Annotated in this window: 17 protein-coding genes; 10 read left to right on the top strand and 7 right to left on the bottom strand. The window is 64.6% G+C overall.

The window, feature by feature from the left end:
* The first annotated feature begins 72 nt into the window (after window positions 1-72).
* Window positions 73-1,728 carry an NAD+ synthase gene (locus EP837_RS06715; RefSeq protein ID WP_066525689.1) on the top strand — a complete coding sequence of 552 codons (1,656 nt, stop codon included), beginning with the start codon at window positions 73-75 and terminating at the stop codon, window positions 1,726-1,728.
* A gap of 122 nt (window positions 1,729-1,850) precedes the next feature.
* A complete protein-coding gene (gene gltX, locus EP837_RS06710) occupies window positions 1,851-3,176 on the top strand; it encodes a glutamate--tRNA ligase (protein ID WP_066528876.1) in 1,326 nt (441 codons plus the stop codon).
* 69 nt (window positions 3,177-3,245) lie between these two features.
* On the opposite strand, the gene EP837_RS06705 is transcribed toward gltX, so the two are convergent.
* The 4 genes from EP837_RS06705 to hemC all read right to left on the bottom strand — a co-directional run bounded on the left by EP837_RS06705 (window position 3,246) and on the right by hemC (window position 6,610).
* Window positions 3,246-3,995, bottom strand: coding sequence for an esterase/lipase family protein (locus tag EP837_RS06705; protein WP_066525687.1), 750 nt, complete (start codon window positions 3,993-3,995; stop codon window positions 3,246-3,248).
* Window positions 3,996-4,108: 113 nt separating this feature from the next.
* Window positions 4,109-4,978 carry a hypothetical protein gene (locus tag EP837_RS06700; protein ID WP_443019103.1) on the bottom strand — a complete coding sequence of 290 codons (870 nt, stop codon included), beginning with the start codon at window positions 4,976-4,978 and terminating at the stop codon, window positions 4,109-4,111.
* A 28-nt stretch (window positions 4,979-5,006) separates the two neighbouring features.
* The gene (locus tag EP837_RS06695; protein WP_066525682.1) at window positions 5,007-5,675 is read right to left on the bottom strand and encodes a uroporphyrinogen-III synthase; all 669 of its coding nucleotides are present in this window, start codon (window positions 5,673-5,675) and stop codon (window positions 5,007-5,009) included.
* Entirely contained in the window at window positions 5,672-6,610 is a 939-nt protein-coding gene (gene hemC / locus EP837_RS06690) for a hydroxymethylbilane synthase (RefSeq protein ID WP_066525680.1), read from the bottom strand. The genes EP837_RS06695 and hemC overlap by 4 nt, the downstream gene beginning before the upstream one ends.
* Before the next feature lie 45 nt (window positions 6,611-6,655).
* Here hemC and tsaD point away from each other — a divergent pair, with 45 nt between their 5' ends.
* Genes tsaD through EP837_RS06675 form a run of 3 tightly spaced genes read left to right on the top strand, consistent with a single transcriptional unit; the run spans window position 6,656 to window position 10,231 of the window.
* Window positions 6,656-7,690, top strand: coding sequence for a tRNA (adenosine(37)-N6)-threonylcarbamoyltransferase complex transferase subunit TsaD (gene tsaD, locus EP837_RS06685; RefSeq protein WP_066525678.1), 1,035 nt, complete (start codon window positions 6,656-6,658; stop codon window positions 7,688-7,690).
* On the top strand, window positions 7,687-8,658 hold the full coding sequence (locus tag EP837_RS06680) for an NAD(P)H-dependent glycerol-3-phosphate dehydrogenase (protein ID WP_066525675.1): 972 nt from the start codon (window positions 7,687-7,689) through the stop codon (window positions 8,656-8,658). The genes tsaD and EP837_RS06680 overlap by 4 nt, the downstream gene beginning before the upstream one ends.
* Before the next feature lie 49 nt (window positions 8,659-8,707).
* Entirely contained in the window at window positions 8,708-10,231 is a 1,524-nt protein-coding gene (locus EP837_RS06675; RefSeq protein ID WP_066525672.1) for a lipopolysaccharide biosynthesis protein, read from the top strand.
* Window positions 10,232-10,398: 167 nt separating this feature from the next.
* Here the strand turns inward: EP837_RS06675 and EP837_RS06670 are convergent, their stop codons facing one another.
* A complete protein-coding gene (locus EP837_RS06670; RefSeq protein ID WP_066525668.1) occupies window positions 10,399-11,400 on the bottom strand; it encodes an adenosine kinase in 1,002 nt (333 codons plus the stop codon).
* A 119-nt stretch (window positions 11,401-11,519) separates the two neighbouring features.
* Here EP837_RS06670 and EP837_RS06665 point away from each other — a divergent pair, with 119 nt between their 5' ends.
* Together EP837_RS06665 and EP837_RS06660 are read left to right on the top strand one after the other, a co-directional pair.
* Window positions 11,520-12,188, top strand: coding sequence for an EI24 domain-containing protein (locus EP837_RS06665; protein ID WP_066525666.1), 669 nt, complete (start codon window positions 11,520-11,522; stop codon window positions 12,186-12,188).
* The gene (locus tag EP837_RS06660) at window positions 12,185-12,556 is read left to right on the top strand and encodes a hypothetical protein (protein ID WP_066525664.1); all 372 of its coding nucleotides are present in this window, start codon (window positions 12,185-12,187) and stop codon (window positions 12,554-12,556) included. Before EP837_RS06665 ends, EP837_RS06660 begins: the two co-directional genes overlap by 4 nt.
* 6 nt (window positions 12,557-12,562) lie before the next feature.
* Here EP837_RS06660 and queG read toward each other — a convergent pair whose 3' ends face one another.
* On the bottom strand, window positions 12,563-13,609 hold the full coding sequence (queG, locus tag EP837_RS06655) for a tRNA epoxyqueuosine(34) reductase QueG (RefSeq protein WP_066525662.1): 1,047 nt from the start codon (window positions 13,607-13,609) through the stop codon (window positions 12,563-12,565).
* A 22-nt stretch (window positions 13,610-13,631) separates the two neighbouring features.
* On the opposite strand from queG, the gene EP837_RS06650 reads away from it, so the two are divergent.
* From EP837_RS06650 to msrB, 3 genes are read left to right on the top strand one after another with little or no spacing between them, the layout of a single operon-like run.
* Complete coding sequence (locus tag EP837_RS06650) at window positions 13,632-14,594, top strand: ABC transporter ATP-binding protein (RefSeq protein ID WP_066528873.1); 963 nt, start codon at window positions 13,632-13,634, stop codon at window positions 14,592-14,594.
* The gene (locus EP837_RS06645; protein ID WP_066525661.1) at window positions 14,591-15,787 is read left to right on the top strand and encodes an ABC transporter permease; all 1,197 of its coding nucleotides are present in this window, start codon (window positions 14,591-14,593) and stop codon (window positions 15,785-15,787) included. The genes EP837_RS06650 and EP837_RS06645 overlap by 4 nt, the downstream gene beginning before the upstream one ends.
* A gap of 9 nt (window positions 15,788-15,796) precedes the next feature.
* On the top strand, window positions 15,797-16,273 hold the full coding sequence (gene msrB / locus EP837_RS06640) for a peptide-methionine (R)-S-oxide reductase MsrB (RefSeq protein ID WP_066528870.1): 477 nt from the start codon (window positions 15,797-15,799) through the stop codon (window positions 16,271-16,273).
* On the opposite strand, the gene EP837_RS06635 is transcribed toward msrB, so the two are convergent.
* The gene (locus tag EP837_RS06635; protein ID WP_225870508.1) at window positions 16,254-18,035 is read right to left on the bottom strand and encodes a hypothetical protein; all 1,782 of its coding nucleotides are present in this window, start codon (window positions 18,033-18,035) and stop codon (window positions 16,254-16,256) included. The genes msrB and EP837_RS06635 overlap by 20 nt on opposite strands.
* Window positions 18,036-18,044: the final 9 nt, after the last annotated feature.

The raw sequence follows: 18,044 nt of genomic DNA, 5'->3' as shown, positions 1-18,044 counted from the left end.
CCTTTAGCGGGGCTTGCCGCCAGTGGAAAGGCGCTTTTGCGCCTTGCGGTAAAATGCTCTACGGGCTCGCCCATGACCGACAAACTCGTGATCGCCCTTGCCCAGATGACGCAATCGGTGGGCGACCTCACCGCCAATGCCGATGCGATGCTGGAATGGCGCAGCCGGGCGGAGGGCGCTGACCTCATCGTCTTCCCCGAGTTGCAACTGATCGGCTACCCGCCCGAGGATCTGGTGCTGAAACCCGCTCTGGTTGATCGCGCCAATCATGAACTGGATCGCCTCGCCCAGGCGACCGCCGACGGCGGCTCGGCGATGCTGGTCGGCACGGTCGTTGCGTCGCAGGGCGTTCTGTTCAACGTCGTCGCCCTGCTCGAAAATGGCGCGGTCACCGCGATCCGCCAGAAGCGCGAACTGCCCAATTACGGGACGTTCGACGAGAAGCGGCTCTTCGCGCCGGGCCCGCTGCCCGCGCCGATTGACTTCAAAGGCGTCAAGATCGGCGTCCCCATTTGCGAGGATATCTGGTTTCCCTTCGTCACCGCGCATCTGCGGGCGGAGGGCGCGGAAATCCTCATCAGTCCCAATGGGAGTCCGTTTGAGATCGACAAGGACGATCGCCGCATCAACGGCGTAGCGGGCACGCGCGTGCGCGAAACCGGCCTGCCGCTCGTCTATCTGAACCGTGTCGGCGGCCAGGACGAGCTGGTGTTCGACGGCGCCTCTTTCGTCATGGGTGCGGACCGCAGCATCGCCCACCAGCTGCCTGATTGGGAGGAAGCGCTGGTTCTGACCCACTGGGAAAAGTGGGACGGCCAATGGGTCTGCATCCCCGGTGAGCGCCACGCTCTCGATGCGCGTCCGGCCGACATCTATAATGCCATGGTGCTGGGCCTGCGCGACTATGTGAATCGCAATGGCTTTCCCGGTGTCGTGCTTGGGCTGTCAGGCGGCATCGATTCGGCCCTGTCTGCCGCTGTCGCCGTCGATGCACTGGGGCCTGGGCGCGTATGGTGCGTGATGATGCCCTCGCGCTTCACCAGCCAAGATAGTCTGGATGATGCGGTCGAGTGCGCCCGGCTCCTCGGCGTGCGTTACGACACTATCCCGATCGAGCCTGCCGTCGATGCCTTCGACACCATGCTGGCCCCCGCCTTCGAAGGCCGCCAGCGCGACCTCACCGAAGAAAATCTTCAGTCCCGTATTCGCGGCGTGACGCTCATGGGGCTTTCCAACAAGTTCGGCTACATGCTGCTCACCACCGGCAACAAGAGCGAGATGTCGGTCGGCTACGCCACCATCTATGGCGACATGGCGGGCGGCTATTCGGTGCTGAAGGACGCCTACAAAACCACCGTTTTCGACCTCAGCCGCTGGCGAAACGAAAATCTTCCCTCACTCGCGATGGGGTCTTCGGGGGCGGTCATGCCGGATCGGGTGATCACCAAGCCGCCGAGCGCCGAACTGCGCGAGGACCAGAAGGATGAGGACAGCCTGCCGCCTTATGAGGTGCTGGACCCGATCCTCTACGGCCTAGTCGAAGAGGAGCTGTCCGTCGAACAACTGGTCGCCCGAGGCTTCGACAAGGATGTCGTCGCCCGCATCGAACGGCTTTTGTATGTTGCCGAATATAAGCGTCGCCAGTCGCCTCCCGGCGTGAAGCTCGGCATCCGTAATTTCGGCCGTGACCGCCGCTACCCGATCACCAACGCGTTTCGGACGCTCTAGCCATAGAAAAGGCCGTTCGTGCTGAGTAGGGTCTGCGCTTGTCGAAGCCCCGTATCGAAGCATCCTTCGATACGCCATTTCGACTTCGCTTAATGGCTACTCAGGACGAGCGGGTTGCAAATATGAAAATCATCACCCGCTTCGCCCCTTCGCCCACCGGCAATCTGCATGTCGGCAATATCCGCGCCGCGCTGCATAACTGGCTGTGGGCGCGCAAGAGTGGCGGCCAGTTTCTCCTGCGCCTCGACGACACGGACCTGGAACGCTCGCGCCCAGAATATGCCGACGCGATCAAGGCCGATCTCCAATGGCTCGGACTTCACTGGAACGGGGAGGAAAAGCAGTCTGACCGCTTCGCCCTCTATGAGGAAAAGTTCGAGAGGCTGAAGGCGTCAGGCTATGTTTACCCGGCTTATGAGACGAGCCAGGAACTCGAACTCCGCCGCAAAGTCCTGCTTGGGCGCGGCTTGCCGCCGGTCTATGACCGCTCAGCGCTGCATCTGACGGCGGATCAGATCGCCACTTTCGAGGCGGAAGGCCGCAAGCCCCATTGGCGCTTCAAGCTCGACCACGACCAGCCGATCGTCTGGACCGACCTCATCCGCGGCGAGCAGCGCTTCGACCCCAAGCTCCTCTCCGATCCGGTGATCCGCCGCGCGGACGGCAGCTGGCTCTACATGCTGCCATCGGTCATCGACGATATCGACATGGGCATCACCCATGTGCTGCGCGGCGAGGATCATGTGTCCAACACGGCAACGCAGATCCAGATGTTCACCGCGCTTGGCGCGCCACTCCCGCATTTTGCGCACGAAGCCCTTCTGACGGGCAGCGAGGGCAAGTTGTCCAAGCGCCTCGGATCGCTGGGAGTCGCTCATTTCCGCGAGAATGGACTCGAGCCGATCGCCATTCTGGCGCTGCTCGCCCGGCTCGGGACGTCGATGCCGATCGAGCCTTTCAGCGACATACAGCCGCTGATCGACAGTTTCGACTTCGCCCATTTCGGCCGCGCACCCGCGCGGTTCGATGAAGCCGAACTTGCCGCGCTCAATCAGAAGATCGTCCATCTGCTGCCCTATCAGTCCGTGTCTGAGCGCCTGCCACAGGGTATGGACGAAGCTGGGTGGGAGGCGATCCGGCCCAATCTGGAGACCGTCGCCCAAGCGGCTGACTGGTGGCGGATCGTCACCGGCCCGATCGAAGCCCCGGAACTGGAGGAGGAGGACCGCGCCTTCCTTGCCACCGCGCGAGAAATCCTGCTGGAAGCTCCCTTCGACACCGCCATCTGGCGCACGCTGACCAACATGCTGAAGGACCGGACGGGGCGGAAAGGCAAGTTTCTCTTCCTCCCCCTGCGCCGCGCGCTCACGGGCCTCGACCATGGTCCCGACATGGGGCAGTTGTTGCCGCTGATCGGAAGGGACGAAGCGGTAAAACGCCTGTCCTAGCCCGTCATCCCAATGAAAGCTCGGATCCGGCGTCATATCAGATGCGCGCCGACGTCACCCGGCGTCCGGTCAGTTGGCCATTGCCTCCATCGCCTTGCCTACCGCCAAAATTCCCTCTGGCGCCACCGCAAAGCCCATATGCGTGCAGTCCACTTCGATCGCCCGATCGCGCTCGCCAGCACGGCCCTTGGCGCATTCGGGCAGTATGACCCCGTCCCGTCGCGACCATAGCGCGACTGTCGGCACCGGCGGCTTTACTTCCCGCGTGCAGGCGAAAGGCGGGCAGTCCACCGCATGGCCCGACACCAGTTGGTACAGCCGCCAAGCGTGATTGGCCCGCACATCCCCGGAAAAGGGCGTGCCCATGGTGACGACGCCGCCAACTTTGGTGCTTGCATATTTGGCATATTCCCGCGCGAACAGCCCGCCCAAACTCCAACCCACCAGAGTCACGGGCTCGCCGCTCTGACGCCGAATTTCATCCACGCGCCGGTCGATCTTCTCAAGGCTGTCGGGCCGGGGCCCTAAATTTCGCCCCATGCCCCAGCCATGGGCCCTGAAACCGGCAGCTTCCAATATGCCGCGCAGTGCCTCCATTCGCTGTTCAGACGCCATGAGACCGGGGATCAGCAATATCTGCCGACCATCCCCGCGGATCGCTTTCGCCAGTAAATCGGCCTGCGCGCGGCTGCGGGCAAGGTCAAAGGGCATGGACGCATTGGCCAACAAATGCTGGATCGAAGGCAACTGAGGCGCGCGAGGGCCAGCGGCTAGGCGTCCTTTCCAGAAGCTGGCGATCGAATCGGCATAAGGCGGCATGAGAATAAGGTCTCCAAAGCCCGAAGGCGAAAGATGACATTCTCATGACAAATGCGCCACGCGTCCATTGGTTTCGCGCATGTGCGCGACCCATTCGTCGATTGTGACAAAGATCAGGGTGCGAGCGGAGAGGTCTGCGCCACTGCTGCGCCATCTGCAGCGCGCAACTGCCGCGGTTCCAGAATGGCGGCCGTTTCGATGAGGTCGAGCGCGCGGCGCGCTTCCAAATAGCGGCGGGCATACTGCATCCAGCGGTCGGCGGTCGCGCGTCCGGGCATCCGCTCGACTTCGGTCAGCGCTGCACTTACGCGTCCCGCATCGATATAGTGGAGCGCCCGGTCCATCGCCGCCTGCGGGCGGGGTGAGGGCGTCGAGGCGCGGCGGATGGTCACCAGTTCGCGCGCCTCATGCTGGAACGCCTCCCACCAGCTTGTCTGTGGCCCTGGCGTCGTTAACTGGTCGGCGATGCTCGCAAGCCCGGCGCGGAGGTCGACCAGTGTCACCGGCTCGCGCGCGGCGTTGATGATCGTGGCGACCGCACGTGGCTGCGCCTGGCCAAAGCGCAGGCGCAGTTGCCCCTCCACATAGCCAAGCGGCGTACCGCTATCGAGCGCGCGGCGAGCTGCGAAGGCGACCAGCAATCCTTCCGCCCGCGCGGCATTGCCCGACGCGGCTTGGGCCTCAACGGTGATATGGTTCAGCCTTTCCTCCAGCTGCGCCACCCGGCCGTCCAGCATCTGCGCTGCTTCGCCGGTCAGTGGGCGCATCGCCATGCCGGGGCGCAGATAGGGATCGGCTACGGCTACGGGCTGCCGGGCGCTGCTGCCCCAGCGCTCCTGAAGGTAGGGCATCGCCAAGATTGTCAGTGTCACGCCGATCGCAAAGGCCAGCAGCAGGAGGATCAGCATCAGCCATGGACTGCGACCCCGCGTCGCGACAGGCGGTATCGCCGTGACGTTTGCCGCGCCGCCTTCTTCGCTCATCGGGGACCTTTCTTCCATCTTGGCGGGATCATTCGCACAATCGGACGGCGAGGGCCAGCATCCTCTCATCATCGGGCTGATCGGGCGCTTCGCCGCTGGCCCAGCCCGACCCGCAGGCCGCAAGCGCTGCCGCACTGATGGCGATAACATGCAGGTTGCTCCGCCGCTGCGTGTCGATGAGGCTGGCAAGCCTGCTCCCCGCGCGGGGGGAATGCACCAGTAGCACCGCGCCGGGCTCCAGCAGCGGCTCCAGGTCCACCTCCGTCTTCTCGCCGATGGTGTACACCGCCACGTGCCGGATGCTGAGCGGCCCCGCCTCGATCGACGCAACGGTCGTACCGCCAAGGTGCAGTAATCTGCGATGGCCATCGGCTGCGATCCGCGCGGCGATTGCGCTGCCATCCTGATCGCCCGGCACGACTGCCAGAAAGCCAGCGTCCGCCATTGCGCATGCGGTCGCGCTCCCGACCGCATAAGCGGGAAGCTTGCGGTAACGATCAAGCGGCGGCCCACCCAGCCGCGCCGCCTGTGCGCTGGTCATCAACAGCGCATCGAATGCCCCGGGCGGCGGCGCATCCCAGTCGATCGGCCGTGCCTCGAAGAGCGGGCAGAGGCGGGGGGGAAGGCCCAGTCGCTTCGCCCGCGCAGCGCTCTCGCTCGCGCCAGGCTCGGGCCGCAGGATGACGACCGGCCTCACGCTTCGAACAGCGCGCGCAGCTCCGCGCTGGCGCGCTCCAGTAGTGATCGTCCCAATGTCTCGGCAGCGGCGGTGTCGCCGCGATCGATCGCGATACGGTCGCTGACGCACTCTCGCCCATCCGGGCTCAATATCTCGGCAGCCAGACGGATTTTCCCGCCCTCGAACTGCCCCAGCGCTGCAATCGGCGAGTGGCAGGTGCCCCCCAGCCCCTTGAGCACCGCCCGCTCGGCTATTACGCAATCTGAGGTCTCAGCATCGCTGATCGTCGCCAGCAGCGCCAGCATCGCCTTGTTACCGCTCAATGTTTCGATCCCGACAGCACCCTGCGAAGGCGCAGGCAGCATGACGTCAAGCGCAATGCTCGTCCCCACGGCATGCTGCCCCAGCCGGTCGAGGCCGGCGGCCGCCAGCAATGTCGCATGCACTTCGCCTGCTGCCAGCTTGGCCAGCCGCGTCGCGACATTGCCCCGGAACAGCACGATCTGCGCATCGGGTCGCAACCGCTTCACCTGCGCGGCGCGGCGCGGTGAGCTGGATCCCACCACTGGATTGGCCGGCAAGGCCGCGAAGCTGTCCGCGCCGACCAGCCGGTCCCGCACATCCGCACGGGGCAACATTGCCGCGACCTGGATTTCCTGCGGCCGGATAGTCTCCACATCCTTCATGCTATGGACGGCAAAGTCGATTTCGCCAGCCAGCAGCGCGCGGTCCAACTCCTTCGTCCAAAGCGCCTTGCCGCCGATTTCCGCCAACGCCCGATCCTGAATCCGGTCGCCGCTGGTCTGCACGATCACCGTGTCGATCGCGTCGGCTTCCCAACCCTGCCGAGCGCACAGCGCCTCCGCCGTCATACGCGCCTGGGCAAGGGCGAGGGGCGAACCCCGCGTACCAAGTCGGAGCGGGCGATCAGGCAAGGGAGAAGGCGTTGTCATATGCCGCTTGCTCTAATAGCCGTGGGCATTAGATGGAAGCAGCATATGACGATCATCCTCGGCCTGGAATCTAGCTGCGACGAAACTGCAGCGGCGTTGGTGACGGCAGAGGGCAAGATTCTCGCCCACCGCCTCGCCATGCAGGAGGAAGCGCACCGGCCCTATGGCGGCGTCGTCCCGGAAATCGCGGCCCGCGCCCATGTCGAGGCGCTTAGTCCCTTGATCGAAGCGGCGCTGGAGGACGCCAATCTGACGCTGGATCAGGTTGATGTCATAGCCGCCACGGCAGGCCCCGGCCTGATCGGCGGCGTGATGGTCGGCCTCGTCACCGGCAAGGCGCTGGCTCATGCGGCGAACAAGCCGCTGGTCGCGGTCAATCATCTTGAAGGCCATGCCCTGTCCCCGCGCCTTGCCGACCCATCGCTGCAATTTCCCTATTTGCTGCTGCTCGTTTCTGGTGGCCACTGCCAGCTGCTCCATGTCCGGGGGCCGGGCAATTATGCCCGCCTCGCTACCACGATCGACGATGCCTCGGGCGAGGCGTTTGACAAGACGGCGAAGCTCCTCGGCGTCGGCTATCCCGGCGGACCTGCCGTCGAGCAAGCGGCGGCCAAAGGCAATGCGAAGGCCGTGCCGCTGCCGCGCCCGCTTGTGGGCACGGCCGAACCGCATTTCTCCTTCGCTGGGCTCAAAAGCGCTGTCATGCGGGCGGCGCAATCGGGCAAATATTCAACAGAAGATATCGCCGCCAGTTTCCAGCAGGCGGTGATCGACTGTCTGATCGACCGAACCGAAAGACAACTCGCCGCGCATCAAGGCATGACGGCGCTTGTGGTGGCGGGCGGCGTCGCGGCCAACCAGTCGATCCGTGCCGCCCTTCAGGCGCTTGCCGCTCGCCATGATTTGCCCTTCGTCGCGCCGCCACTCTGGCTTTGCACGGACAATGCGGCGATGATCGCCTGGGCAGGGGCGGAGCGTTACGCGGCCGGGCTGATCGACGATCTCACCGTTCCGGCCCGGCCGCGTTGGCCGCTCGATCCGGATGCGGAAAAAGCGCGCGGGGCGGGAGTGAAAGCATGAAGGCGGGTGTCATCGGGGCTGGCGCATGGGGAACCGCGCTAGCGCAAACCCTCTCTTCGCAGGGGGAGGATGTCTGCCTGTGGGCGCTCGAGCCCGAAGTGGTGGAGGCGGTTAACCGCGATCATCTCAACCCACTCTACCTTCCCGGCATTCCTTTGAACGCCTCAGTGCGCGCGACCGGGGACATGGCCGACATGGCCGACCGCGACCTGCTGCTGATCGTCAGCCCTGCCCAGCATCTGCGCGGCGTAGTGGCGGGACTACCTGCCGGCGTCCCGCTCATCCTCTGTTCCAAGGGGATTGAGGCTGGCACTACCCTTCTCATGTCGGAAGTCGCGCAGCAGGCGCAGCCGGGCTCACCCATCGCCGTACTATCGGGACCCACTTTCGCGCATGAAGTGGCGAAGGGGCTGCCCACCGCTATCACCTTGGCGTGTGGGGACGCCGAGCTTGGAAGCCGCATCGCGGCGCGCATCGCTCGTCCCGCGTTCCGCCCCTATCTGTCCGACGATATTGTGGGAGCGGAGATTGGCGGTGCGGTGAAGAACGTCCTCGCTATCGCTTGCGGCGTCGCGGAAGGGGCTGGGCTTGGCCTTAACGCTCGCGCCTCGCTCATCAGCCGGGGTTTCGCTGAAATGACCCGTTTTGGCCTTGCGCGCGGGGCGCGTGCGGAAACCCTGTCGGGCCTTTCGGGTCTCGGCGACCTCGTCCTTACCTGCTCCTCCACCAATTCGCGTAATTTCTCGCTGGGGAAGGGGCTGGGGGAGGGGCGTCCCGCGTCCGAACTGCTCGCCAACCGGCGCACCGTTGCCGAGGGCGCCTTCACCGCGCCGGTCCTGCGCGAAGCGGCTCGCGCCGCCATGGTCGAAATGCCGGTGGTCGAAGCTGTCTGCGCCCTGCTCGAAGATGCCGCGCCGCTTGGACAAGTCATTGACGCGCTGCTCGCCCGCCCGTTGCGGCCGGAATAAATCCGTCGCTCTCCCCTGATTTATTGTTTACCATTCGGCAGCACGTAAAATGACGCGACAGGGGGACCTACATTCTTTGCCGGCTGAGCAGGCTCCCTCTTCGCAACAGGATGATATTGCGGCGCTCGCCAAGGGCGGCCGCACGAATATCTTTGGCTTCCTCCTGCGCCTTGCCGCGCGCCTGCCTTTCCTGTTCATCGCCGGCCGCTGGTATGGCGCGGACGCACTTGGTCGCTTTGCTTATGCCGTTCTGGTCGTCGAGTTCATCGCACAACTGGCGACGCTCGGGCTGAAACGCGGCCTGGCGGGCGCGCTCGCGCAGACCGAGCGGCCGCACAGCCATGTCGTCACCGATGCCATGCTCGTGACGCTGGTCGCCGCGCTGATTGGCAGCGGCTTGCTCGTCGCCTTTCCTCAAGCCATGTTCCCCAACAGCGGCATCAATGGGCTCGACCGGCTGCTCGCCCTGATCGTCATCGCGGTAGCCGGGTCGGACGTCGCGCTGGCCGCTTGCGCCTATCGCTTCGACATCGGCGCTACCGTTCGCGCCCGATCGATCATAGAGCCTTGGGCGATCAGCATCGGGGCTTTTGCCTTCGCTTTTTATTCGACGCGCGACGGACTTATCCTGTCATACGTCGTCTCCATGGTCGCGGCGCTGGTCGCCTCGATCCTCCCGATGACACGCCATTATGGCATTCCCCATGGCTGGCGGCCTGATGGCGGACGGCTTTGGCGCCTGGCCCGCCGCAATCTGCCACTCGCCGCAGCCGATGGCGTCGAATGGGGATCACGCCGCCTCGACCTGGCCATCCTCGGCCTGTTCGTCAGCCCGGCGGTGGTTGGCGTCTATTATGTTGCGCAGCAGGTCGCCTCGCTGCCGCAAAAGCTCAAGACCAGCTTCGACCCGATCCTCGGCCCGGTCATCACGCGCAACTTGGCGGAGGGCAATCTGAGCGCGATCGCGAAGCAGGTCAGCCAGGTCGGCTTCTGGATCATCGCCGCCCAGGCGGGCATTGCTCTGGCGCTGGGCATTCCGGGAGAAGCGGTGATGGGTCTGGTCGGCCCGCATTTCGTTGGCGGCACCGGTGCGCTCGCCTTTCTGCTGTTGGCCGAAGTCGTCGCGGCCACAGCGGTCGTCAGCGAATCCGCGCTGGTCTATATCGCCCGTCACCGCAACCTCATGATCTCGCTGCTCATGATCGGCTTGCAGGCCGCGCTCAGCTTCGGGTTCATTCTGCTCGCCCGGCGCTTCGGCCTGCCGCCCATGGCGATTGCCGCGGCGCCCGCCCTGGCGCTCAGTATCGCCTTGGGCGCCGGAGCGCTGGTCAAGGCCCGGCTGCTGTCACATTTGCTGGGCGCGAAAGTGAATGCGTGGCGTTGGCCGCTGCTCAGCGCCTGCGGCGTTGCTTGCCTCGTGGGGGCGGCTTTTGTGGCCCTGCCGCCCCAATATGAATGGGTCGAACTGGTTTTCGGCGTCGCGACGATCCTGGCTGTCTATGGCTTAGTCATTTGGCGATGGGGCTTCGGGCCAGAAGATCGCGCCCTGTTCCGCCGGCAAAAAGCGGCCTGATCGCCTGCTAGAGCATCCTGCTCCGCCAGACGATCGTCCCATCCGTTCGGGCCGAACCTGTCGAGGCCCTCTTCGGCGCGAACGAGATGATGCTTTAGCACCCGTTCGTTTCGAGCGAGCCGGGGAACGCAAGTTCTGACGTAACCCGGCCCGAACGACTACCTTGATCAACCCAGCAGCTTAGCCCGCAGCGCCTGCAGATCGGCCTCCGGCCGCGCGCCCCAGTGCGAAATCACTTCCGCCGCCGCCGCCGCGCCCAGTTCAAGGCAGTGATGCACATCCAGCCCTTCGATATGCCCGGCCAAGAATCCGGCGGCGAACAGGTCGCCCGCACCGGTCGTATCGAGAACCTGCGCAACCGGCGCTGCAGGCACTTCGTAGCGAAGGCCGTCCACAATGGCGATCGCGCCCTGCTCGCTACGCGTCGAGACCAGCACCGGCACTCGCCCAGCGAAAGACGCCACCGCCCGGTCGAAATCTTCGATCTGGGCCAGCGCCTGGATCTCATGCTCATTGGAAAAAAGGATGTCGATCAGGCCCTGATCAATCAAATCGACGAAATCGGCGCGGTGGCGCTCGATGACGAAGCCGTCCGACAGGGTGAAGGCGATCTTGCGCCCGGCGCCGCGCGCCGCGTCGATCGCCGCCCTCATCGCCGCGCGCGGCTGTTCCGGGTCCCACAGATAACCTTCCAGATAGAGGATCGACGCTGAGCGGATCAGGTCCAGGTCCAGCGCGGACTCCGGCAGGAACTGCGATGCGCCTAGGAAGGTGTTCATCGTCCGCTGCGCATCGGGGGTCACCAGGATCAAGCAGCGGGCGGTGGGCACATCTCCCTTGGCCGCCGGCGTATCATAGCGGATGCCGAGCGCCCGCACATCATGGGCGAACACTTCGCCCAACTGATCGTCGCACACCTGACCGATGAAGCCGCAGCGCTTGCCCAGCGCCGCCAGCCCAGCGAGCGTGTTGGCCGCTGACCCGCCGCTGACCTCTTTCCCCGCGCCCATATCGGCATAGAGGCTTTCCGCAGTGGCGACGTCGATCAACTGCATGCCGCCCTTGGTCAGCGCATGCTCGGCCAGGAACGCGTCGTCGCTCGGGGCGAGCACATCGACGATGGCGTTGCCGATCGCGACAACATCTAGCGAGGGGGCTGCAGCGGTCACGCGATATCCTTGTCGATTGAGGGGAAAGGTTGGAAAAATCGCGCCGTGTCTATCGACCCGTAGGGCTGCGCGCAACGCCGCTGATTGACGGCATGGGCTAGGCGCGGGATAGCTGGGCTATGGTGATCATCGCCGCTATGCGCGCCTTTCCTGTGATCTTTCATCCCGCGGCCATGCGCCTGCTGGGTAAAAGCTTGGCTCTGACGCTGTTGATTTTCGTCATGGCCGGGCTCGGCCTCTGGACGGCGGTACATGCGGTGCGGGTCTATTTCGGCTGGAGCGGAGGTGGCCTCGCTGAAGCGGCCGCCGCCACAATCGGCGTGATTGCGATGGCCTGGCTGCTGTTTCGCACCATCGCGATGGCGATCATGAACCTGTTCGCCGACGACATCATCGCTGCAGTGGAGCGCAGCAGCTATCCCGCAGCCGCCGCAGAGGCCCGGTCCCTCGGTCTCGGCCCCAGCGTCCGGCTGGCCCTGGCCTCGGCAGCCCGGACGATCGGCTGGAACCTGATCGCCATGCCTGCCTATCTGCTCCTGCTCGTCACCGGCGTGGGCACGATCGGACTGTTCCTGGCCCTCAACGCCTATCTGCTTGGCCGCGACCTTGCCGATATGGTCGAGCCACGCCATGCGGCGTTGCCGCCGATCTCCCGCCTCCATCGATGGCTTATGGGCCTCGTCTCGGCGCTTCTCTTCCTGCTGCCCTTCATCAACCTGCTTGCGCCGATTTGGAGCGCGGCTATGGCGGTGCACATGCTGCACGGGGTTAGAAGCAAGTCGAGATGAACATGGTCCGCCTCACCCTTGGCGCTGCCCTGGCACTGCCGCTGGCGGCTTGCGGTGGCTCGGTCGTACCGCCTGCGCCGATCAGCCGCCCGCCCGCGGGTCCCCCTGCCAGCGCCTTCATGCGATCAGGCCCCCTCATGGGAATGGACGCCCGCCATCTCGTTCAGCAATTCGGCACGCCCCGCCTCGATATTCGTGAGAGCATGATGCGTAAGCTGCAGTTCGCCAATGGTCGTTGCGTGCTGGACGCCTATCTCTACGCCCCCGCCCAAGGAAGAGAGCCGGTCGTCACCCATGTCGATGCCCGCACGCCAGCGGGTATGGATATCGATCCCGCCGCCTGCGCCACCGCTCTTCAGGCGAAATAATATTTCCTAAGCGGACAGCCGCCCGATCGCCCAGGCGGCCGCTTCCGCGACCACCGGATCTTCATCGCTCAGCAATGGCTGCAATTGTTCGAGCAGCCGCTTCTCTCCGCTATTCCCGGCGGCGATGGCCGCGTTGCGCACCATCCGGTTACGCCCGATCCGTTTGATCGGCGAGCCCGAGAAAATCTCTCGAAAACCGGCGTCATCCAGTGCCAGCAAGTCGCCCAGTTCCGGCGCCGCCAGCTCCGCGCGCCCTATAAAAGCCCTGTTGGCCGCCGCCGCATCGGCAAATTTGTTCCACGGGCAGACTGCCAGACAGTCATCGCAGCCATAGATGCGATTGCCGATCCCGCTACGCAGCTCTTCGGGGATCGGGCCCTTATGCTCGATGGTGAGGTAGGAAATACACCGCCGCGCATCCACAACATAGGGGGCAGGGAAAGCGCCGGTAGGACAGGCCACCTGGCAAGCAGTGCAACTGCCGCAATGATCGACTTCCGCCGCGTCCGGCTCCAGCGCGATCTCGCTATAGATCGCGCCCAGGAAGAGCCAGCTACCATGGGTCCGGCTGACAAGGTTGCTGTGCTTGCCTTGCCAGCCCAGTCCAGCCGCCTCCGCAAGCGGCTTTTCCATCACAGGTGCGGTGTCGACGAACACCTTGAGCGCGCTCTGCTGCTGCTCCACCAGCCAGCGGGCCAAGCTTTTCAGTCCCTTCTTGACCACGTCATGATAGTCGCGCCCCTGCGCATAGACGGAAATCCGGCCCCGATCGCCGACCTCCGCCAGCGCCAGCGGGTCGCGGCCGGGCGCATAGCTCATCCCCAGCATGATGACGCTGCGCACATCGGGCCACAGTCCTTGCGGCGAACCGCGCTGCTCGGCCCGCTCCTCCATCCACAGCATCTCGCCATGGCGTCCCGCATCCAGCCACTGCCGCAGCCTTCGGCCAGCTTCGGGCGCAGCATCAGCGCGCGCAATGGCGCACGCGGCAAAGCCCAGCCGCTCCGCCTCCGCCTTCAGGCGCTGTTCCAAGGTTTCGGTTTGCGTTGGCATAGTGTGCGACTATCAGGGTCGGATGATCGGTACTGCTCCGGCTCCTTCTCCGACCTATGCCGTCGAAGGCCATGGTCTTGTCAAGACATTCGGCACATTCCGCGCGGTCGATGGCATCGACCTCGCCGTGCCCGCTGGGTCGATCTACGGCATTTTGGGGCCCAATGGTGCGGGCAAGACGACCTTGTTGCGCACCTTGCTTGGCATTATCGATCCTGACGAGGGCCGCCGCACTCTGCTGGGCGATGATGTCCCGCTGCGCCAGGCGCGCATCATCGGCTATCTTCCCGAAGAACGCGGGCTCTATCCATCAATGAAGGCGGCGGAGGCCATCGCCTTTATGGGCGCATTGCGTGGGCTGCCGCTCAAGGTCGGGCGCGAACGGGCGCGAGCGATGCTGATCGAGCATGGCATGGGCGCATCGGTTGATAAGCCGATCCGCCAGCTGTCCAAGGGCATGGCACAAACCGTGCAGCTTTTTGGTACGATCATCCACGAACCCCGGCTGATCGTGTTGGACGAACCTTTTTCGGGTCTTGACGCCATCAACCAGGGAAAGCTGGAGTTGCTGATCCGCGATCAGGCGCGGCGCGGCGTCACCGTCCTCTTTTCCACCCATGTCATCGCCCATGCCGAACGCCTGTGCGAACGCATCGCCATCGTTGCGGGTGGCCGCATTCATTTCGAAGGATCGGTGAGCGATGCGCGCGACCAGCTGCGTCCCAGGGTCCGCCTGCGCACCCGCGCCAGCGACGGCGGTTGGCGCCGGGCGCTGCCTGCCGAGACGCTGGCGGCGGATGGAGCCTGGCATTTCGACCTGCCGGACGAAGGCATCGAACCGCTGCTGCGCGCGCTGCTGGATGGACATGCCGGTATAGAAAGCTTGTCGATCGAACGACCCGGCCTGCATGATGCGTTCGTATCTATCGCGGGGGCTGCCGCCGCCCGGCAGATGCAGGATGCCGAAGGGGAGGGACCCGCATGAGCGAGGTCCTGCGCGCCGCCCTGGTCATCGCTCGCCGCGATTTTTCCGCGGTGATTTTCTCGAAAACCTTCATTCTCTTCCTGCTGGGGCCGCTATTCCCTGTCGTCATCGGCATGGCGTTCGGCGGTCTGGGGGAAAAGATCACGACCGAAAGCCTGCGCCCGACCATCGGCGTCGCCATGACGGCGGCGGACGGCGGACGCATGGAGCGGGCGCATCGCATCCTTTCGGCCCGTATGGGTGCTGAAAATCTCCCCAAGCTCCAGCGCGCGCCCAAGGGGAACCCACGAACCTTGCTGACCCGCCCCGACGCCCGCTTCATCGCGATCGTGTCCGGCAGCGTCGAGCGGCCGATACTCACCGGCAAGAGCGGTGACCTCGCCGCACTGGAGGGCGATGTCAGCCTGCTTGCCAGCGCCGCGCTGGCGGGCGAGCGGCTTCCTCATGTGCAAGTTCGCAAGCAACTCGTAGCCGCCAGCGCGGGCGCAGAGGCCCAATCGCGCCTGCTGACCGGTAGAGCCGCGCAAGTCCTTGTCTTCCTGCTGACGATGCTGCTGGCGGGGATGGTCCTGTCTAATCTGGTGGAGGAAAAGACCAACAAGGTGATCGAAATCCTGGCCGCGGCCGTGCCGATCGATGCGGTCTTCCTAGGCAAGCTGCTCGCCATGCTGGCGATGAGCTTTGTGGGCATCTGCTTCTGGGGCTCGGGCATAGTCGCTGGCGTCAAGCTGCTCGCTGGCCCTGATATCGCGCCACCGACACCGGCGGTCGGCTGGCCTGTCTTCCTGCTGCTGGGAGCCGTCTATTTCACCATGGCCTATGCCTTGCTGGGCTCGCTGTTCCTGGGCATCGGCGCTCAGGCGGCCACGGTGCGGGAGGTGCAGACCCTCAATATGCCCGTGACAATGGCACAGATGGGCATCTTCTTCTTCGCGACCTATGCGGTCGATCATATGGGCTCCGCGCCGGAGATAGCGGCGATCATATTCCCCTTTTCATCGCCCTTCGCCATGATCGCGCGGGCGGCGCAGGATGCGTCGATCTGGCCGCATCTGCTCGCAATCATATGGCAGGCCTGCTGGGTCGCGGTCATCATCCGCCTGGGCGTATGGCTGTTCCGCCGCCATGTGCTGAAGTCCGGACAGGCCAGCGGCGGCAGGCTGTTCAGGCGGCGCTCAGCCGTGGTAAAGTAAGCCGCCATGATGACCCGGCGGCATCTTCTGAACAGCGCCCTGTACGGCGTCTCCGCAATCGCCTTCTGGCGGCTGGGGGTCGAAGAAGCCGAAGCCGCTTACCCCTTTACCCTGCCTGATGATGAATGGCGCCGCCGTCTTAGCCCGCTGGCTTATCAGGTGCTGCGGAAGCATGCGACTGAACATCCCTTCTCCAGCCCGCTGAACAAGGAACATCGCGCAGGCACATTCAAATGCGCGGGCTGCGAGCGACCTTTGTTCAACGCGAAGACCAAGTTCGACAGCGGCACCGGCTGGCCGAGCTTTTGGGCGCCGCTGCCCGGGGCGACGGGCACGTCCCGCGACTTCGCGCTCGGCTATCCACGAGTGGAAGTGCATTGCGCGCGCTGCGGCGGGCATCTTGGCCATGTTTTCGACGATGGCCCGCCACCTACCGGCAAGCGTTATTGCATGAATGGCGTGGCGCTCAGTTTCTCAGCGGCATGACTCTATAGACGCGCAGGGACTTCGCTCCGGACAGGGCAGGCTTCAGCCATGCCGGTGGCCTTCCGCGCGCCAATGTCCATGCCAGGCTGCCCTCATGTTCCTTCGCATAATGTTCGAATTCATTAAGGCCGGGGCAGGCGACGAGATAATCTGAGCCCTTGCCGCCATTCAATTCGGCCAGGATCGCCCGAGCACGGGCGGGCGGCGCGGTGAAGCCTTCGACCACGGCGGTAATCCCGGCGGCATTGCGATGATGCGCCGTGCCAACCACATTGTGACGGGTGCGGATCAAAATGTCCGGTCCCATGTCCAGCGGAGCGAACAACGTCGATTTCGGCAGCTGGCGGAGGGGCGCTAACGCCGTTTCGGTCCTGCATTCAGCGGCCGGTGTCGGCGCTTTCTCCTCGCTTTTGCTCGTCGCCGATGTGGCAACGATCCAGATCGCGCAGAGGGCCGCGGGCGTAAGTAAAGCGACGGCTGAGGATGCGAACACGCGCACCAGGGCCGCGCGTTGCTGCTGCGCACGCCGGAAAAGCGCCAGCATGAGCCAAGCGGTTCCGGGTAGGGCCAAAACATGCGCCACGGACATCGCCCGCATCACCAATATGGCGACCATGGTTGCGCCTGTCAGAAGTAGCGCCACTACCAGCCAGCGGTCGTGCGCGTCCCGCGCCTCGGCGAACCGAGCGGCCATGATCGAACCTGCCAGTCCCGCGATGGCCGGGATCAGGGTCAGGCCCATCATCGAGCGGGCCTGCTTCCATATCGGCTGTCCTTCCATCACTTGCAGATACCATAGCTTATAGGCGACAGGCCCCAGCGCTTGGAATGGATTACCTGTCAGGCAGGGGCGGCCGGTCAGAACGAACAGCCCGGCAGCGGCGCCTCCACCCAATGCTGCCGCCAGGAAACGTCCTTTGGCCGACACAGGGCTGATGAGGCGGAAGGCCAGCGGCGTTACTGTTGCGAAGGCCAGCAGCGGCCAGATATAGGCCGATGAAAGGGCATCGCATCGAACCTGCACCAGAGGAGCAGTTCCACGGAGCAGCGCCAGCAGGGGCAATGCCGCCATGCCCAACGTTGCCGCATAGGTGATAAACCGATCCGTCTCCCTCTTGTCCAGCCATTGGCGGAGTGCAAATACAACCGCGAACAGCGCCGCATAGGGTAGGCCCTCGCTCGAAATCTGCAGCCACACCGCCATCGCCGCGCCAGCGACCATGCCGCCCCGTGCCCCGCGTAAGTCCATGGCGCCCGCCAGCGCGATCGTCGCCATCAGGATCTGCCATCCATGATGATCGACCCGCAAAGGCCCGAATTGTACGAGAATCGTCGGCGTGGTCAGCAGCAGCAGAGGTGCGAGCATCGCCGCTGCCTCGCCAGCGATCCGGCGGGTCGCCACATGGAGCGCCCAGACGAGGCCGCCCAATAACAGCAGCGGTACGATCGCGCAGGCGAGAACTTCCGCCAAATGCGTGCCCAGAACCGGTCGCAGAAGCAGGATTATAGCCGCGATCGGCATATCGACAATTCTCGACCAGTGCATGGGGCCACCCAGGGGCGGATTTACCCGATGTTGGCTAACGTCCAGAAAAGGCTGGCCGCCGATCCAGTCGCGCACCTGTTGCAGGCGCATGGCGTCATCGGGATCGCGAAAGCCTAGCGCATCGAGTTCGCTGTGCCAAAGCCACAGAAAAACCGCGCAACAGCATATCCACGCCAGCATAAGCCAGCGCGGATGGGGCGCGATCGTGACACCCAAGTCGCGTGT

The sequence above is a fragment of the Sphingobium sp. EP60837 genome, assembly GCF_001658005.1.
Taxonomy (GTDB): domain Bacteria; phylum Pseudomonadota; class Alphaproteobacteria; order Sphingomonadales; family Sphingomonadaceae; genus Sphingobium; species Sphingobium tyrosinilyticum.
The sequence above is the reverse complement of the archived record's forward strand: the minus strand, read 5'-3'. Positions and strand labels throughout refer to the sequence as shown.

Bases quoted from the DNA above. Each gene is read 5' to 3' on its own strand.
- EP837_RS06705 (WP_066525687.1), bottom strand. From the start codon at position 3,995: ATGCCGCCTTATGCCGATTCGATCGCCAGCTTCTGGAAAGGACGCCTA.
- EP837_RS06715 (WP_066525689.1), top strand. From the start codon at position 73: ATGACCGACAAACTCGTGATCGCCCTTGCCCAGATGACGCAATCGGTG.
- EP837_RS06645 (WP_066525661.1), top strand. From the start codon at position 14,591: ATGAGCGAGGTCCTGCGCGCCGCCCTGGTCATCGCTCGCCGCGATTTT.
- tsaD (WP_066525678.1), top strand. From the start codon at position 6,656: ATGACGATCATCCTCGGCCTGGAATCTAGCTGCGACGAAACTGCAGCG.
- queG (WP_066525662.1), bottom strand. From the start codon at position 13,609: ATGCCAACGCAAACCGAAACCTTGGAACAGCGCCTGAAGGCGGAGGCG.
- EP837_RS06700 (WP_443019103.1), bottom strand. From the start codon at position 4,978: ATGAGCGAAGAAGGCGGCGCGGCAAACGTCACGGCGATACCGCCTGTC.
- gltX (WP_066528876.1), top strand. From the start codon at position 1,851: ATGAAAATCATCACCCGCTTCGCCCCTTCGCCCACCGGCAATCTGCAT.
- EP837_RS06680 (WP_066525675.1), top strand. From the start codon at position 7,687: ATGAAGGCGGGTGTCATCGGGGCTGGCGCATGGGGAACCGCGCTAGCG.
- EP837_RS06650 (WP_066528873.1), top strand. From the start codon at position 13,632: ATGATCGGTACTGCTCCGGCTCCTTCTCCGACCTATGCCGTCGAAGGC.
- EP837_RS06660 (WP_066525664.1), top strand. From the start codon at position 12,185: ATGAACATGGTCCGCCTCACCCTTGGCGCTGCCCTGGCACTGCCGCTG.
- EP837_RS06665 (WP_066525666.1), top strand. From the start codon at position 11,520: ATGGTGATCATCGCCGCTATGCGCGCCTTTCCTGTGATCTTTCATCCC.
- hemC (WP_066525680.1), bottom strand. From the start codon at position 6,610: ATGACAACGCCTTCTCCCTTGCCTGATCGCCCGCTCCGACTTGGTACG.
- msrB (WP_066528870.1), top strand. From the start codon at position 15,797: ATGACCCGGCGGCATCTTCTGAACAGCGCCCTGTACGGCGTCTCCGCA.
- EP837_RS06675 (WP_066525672.1), top strand. From the start codon at position 8,708: ATGACGCGACAGGGGGACCTACATTCTTTGCCGGCTGAGCAGGCTCCC.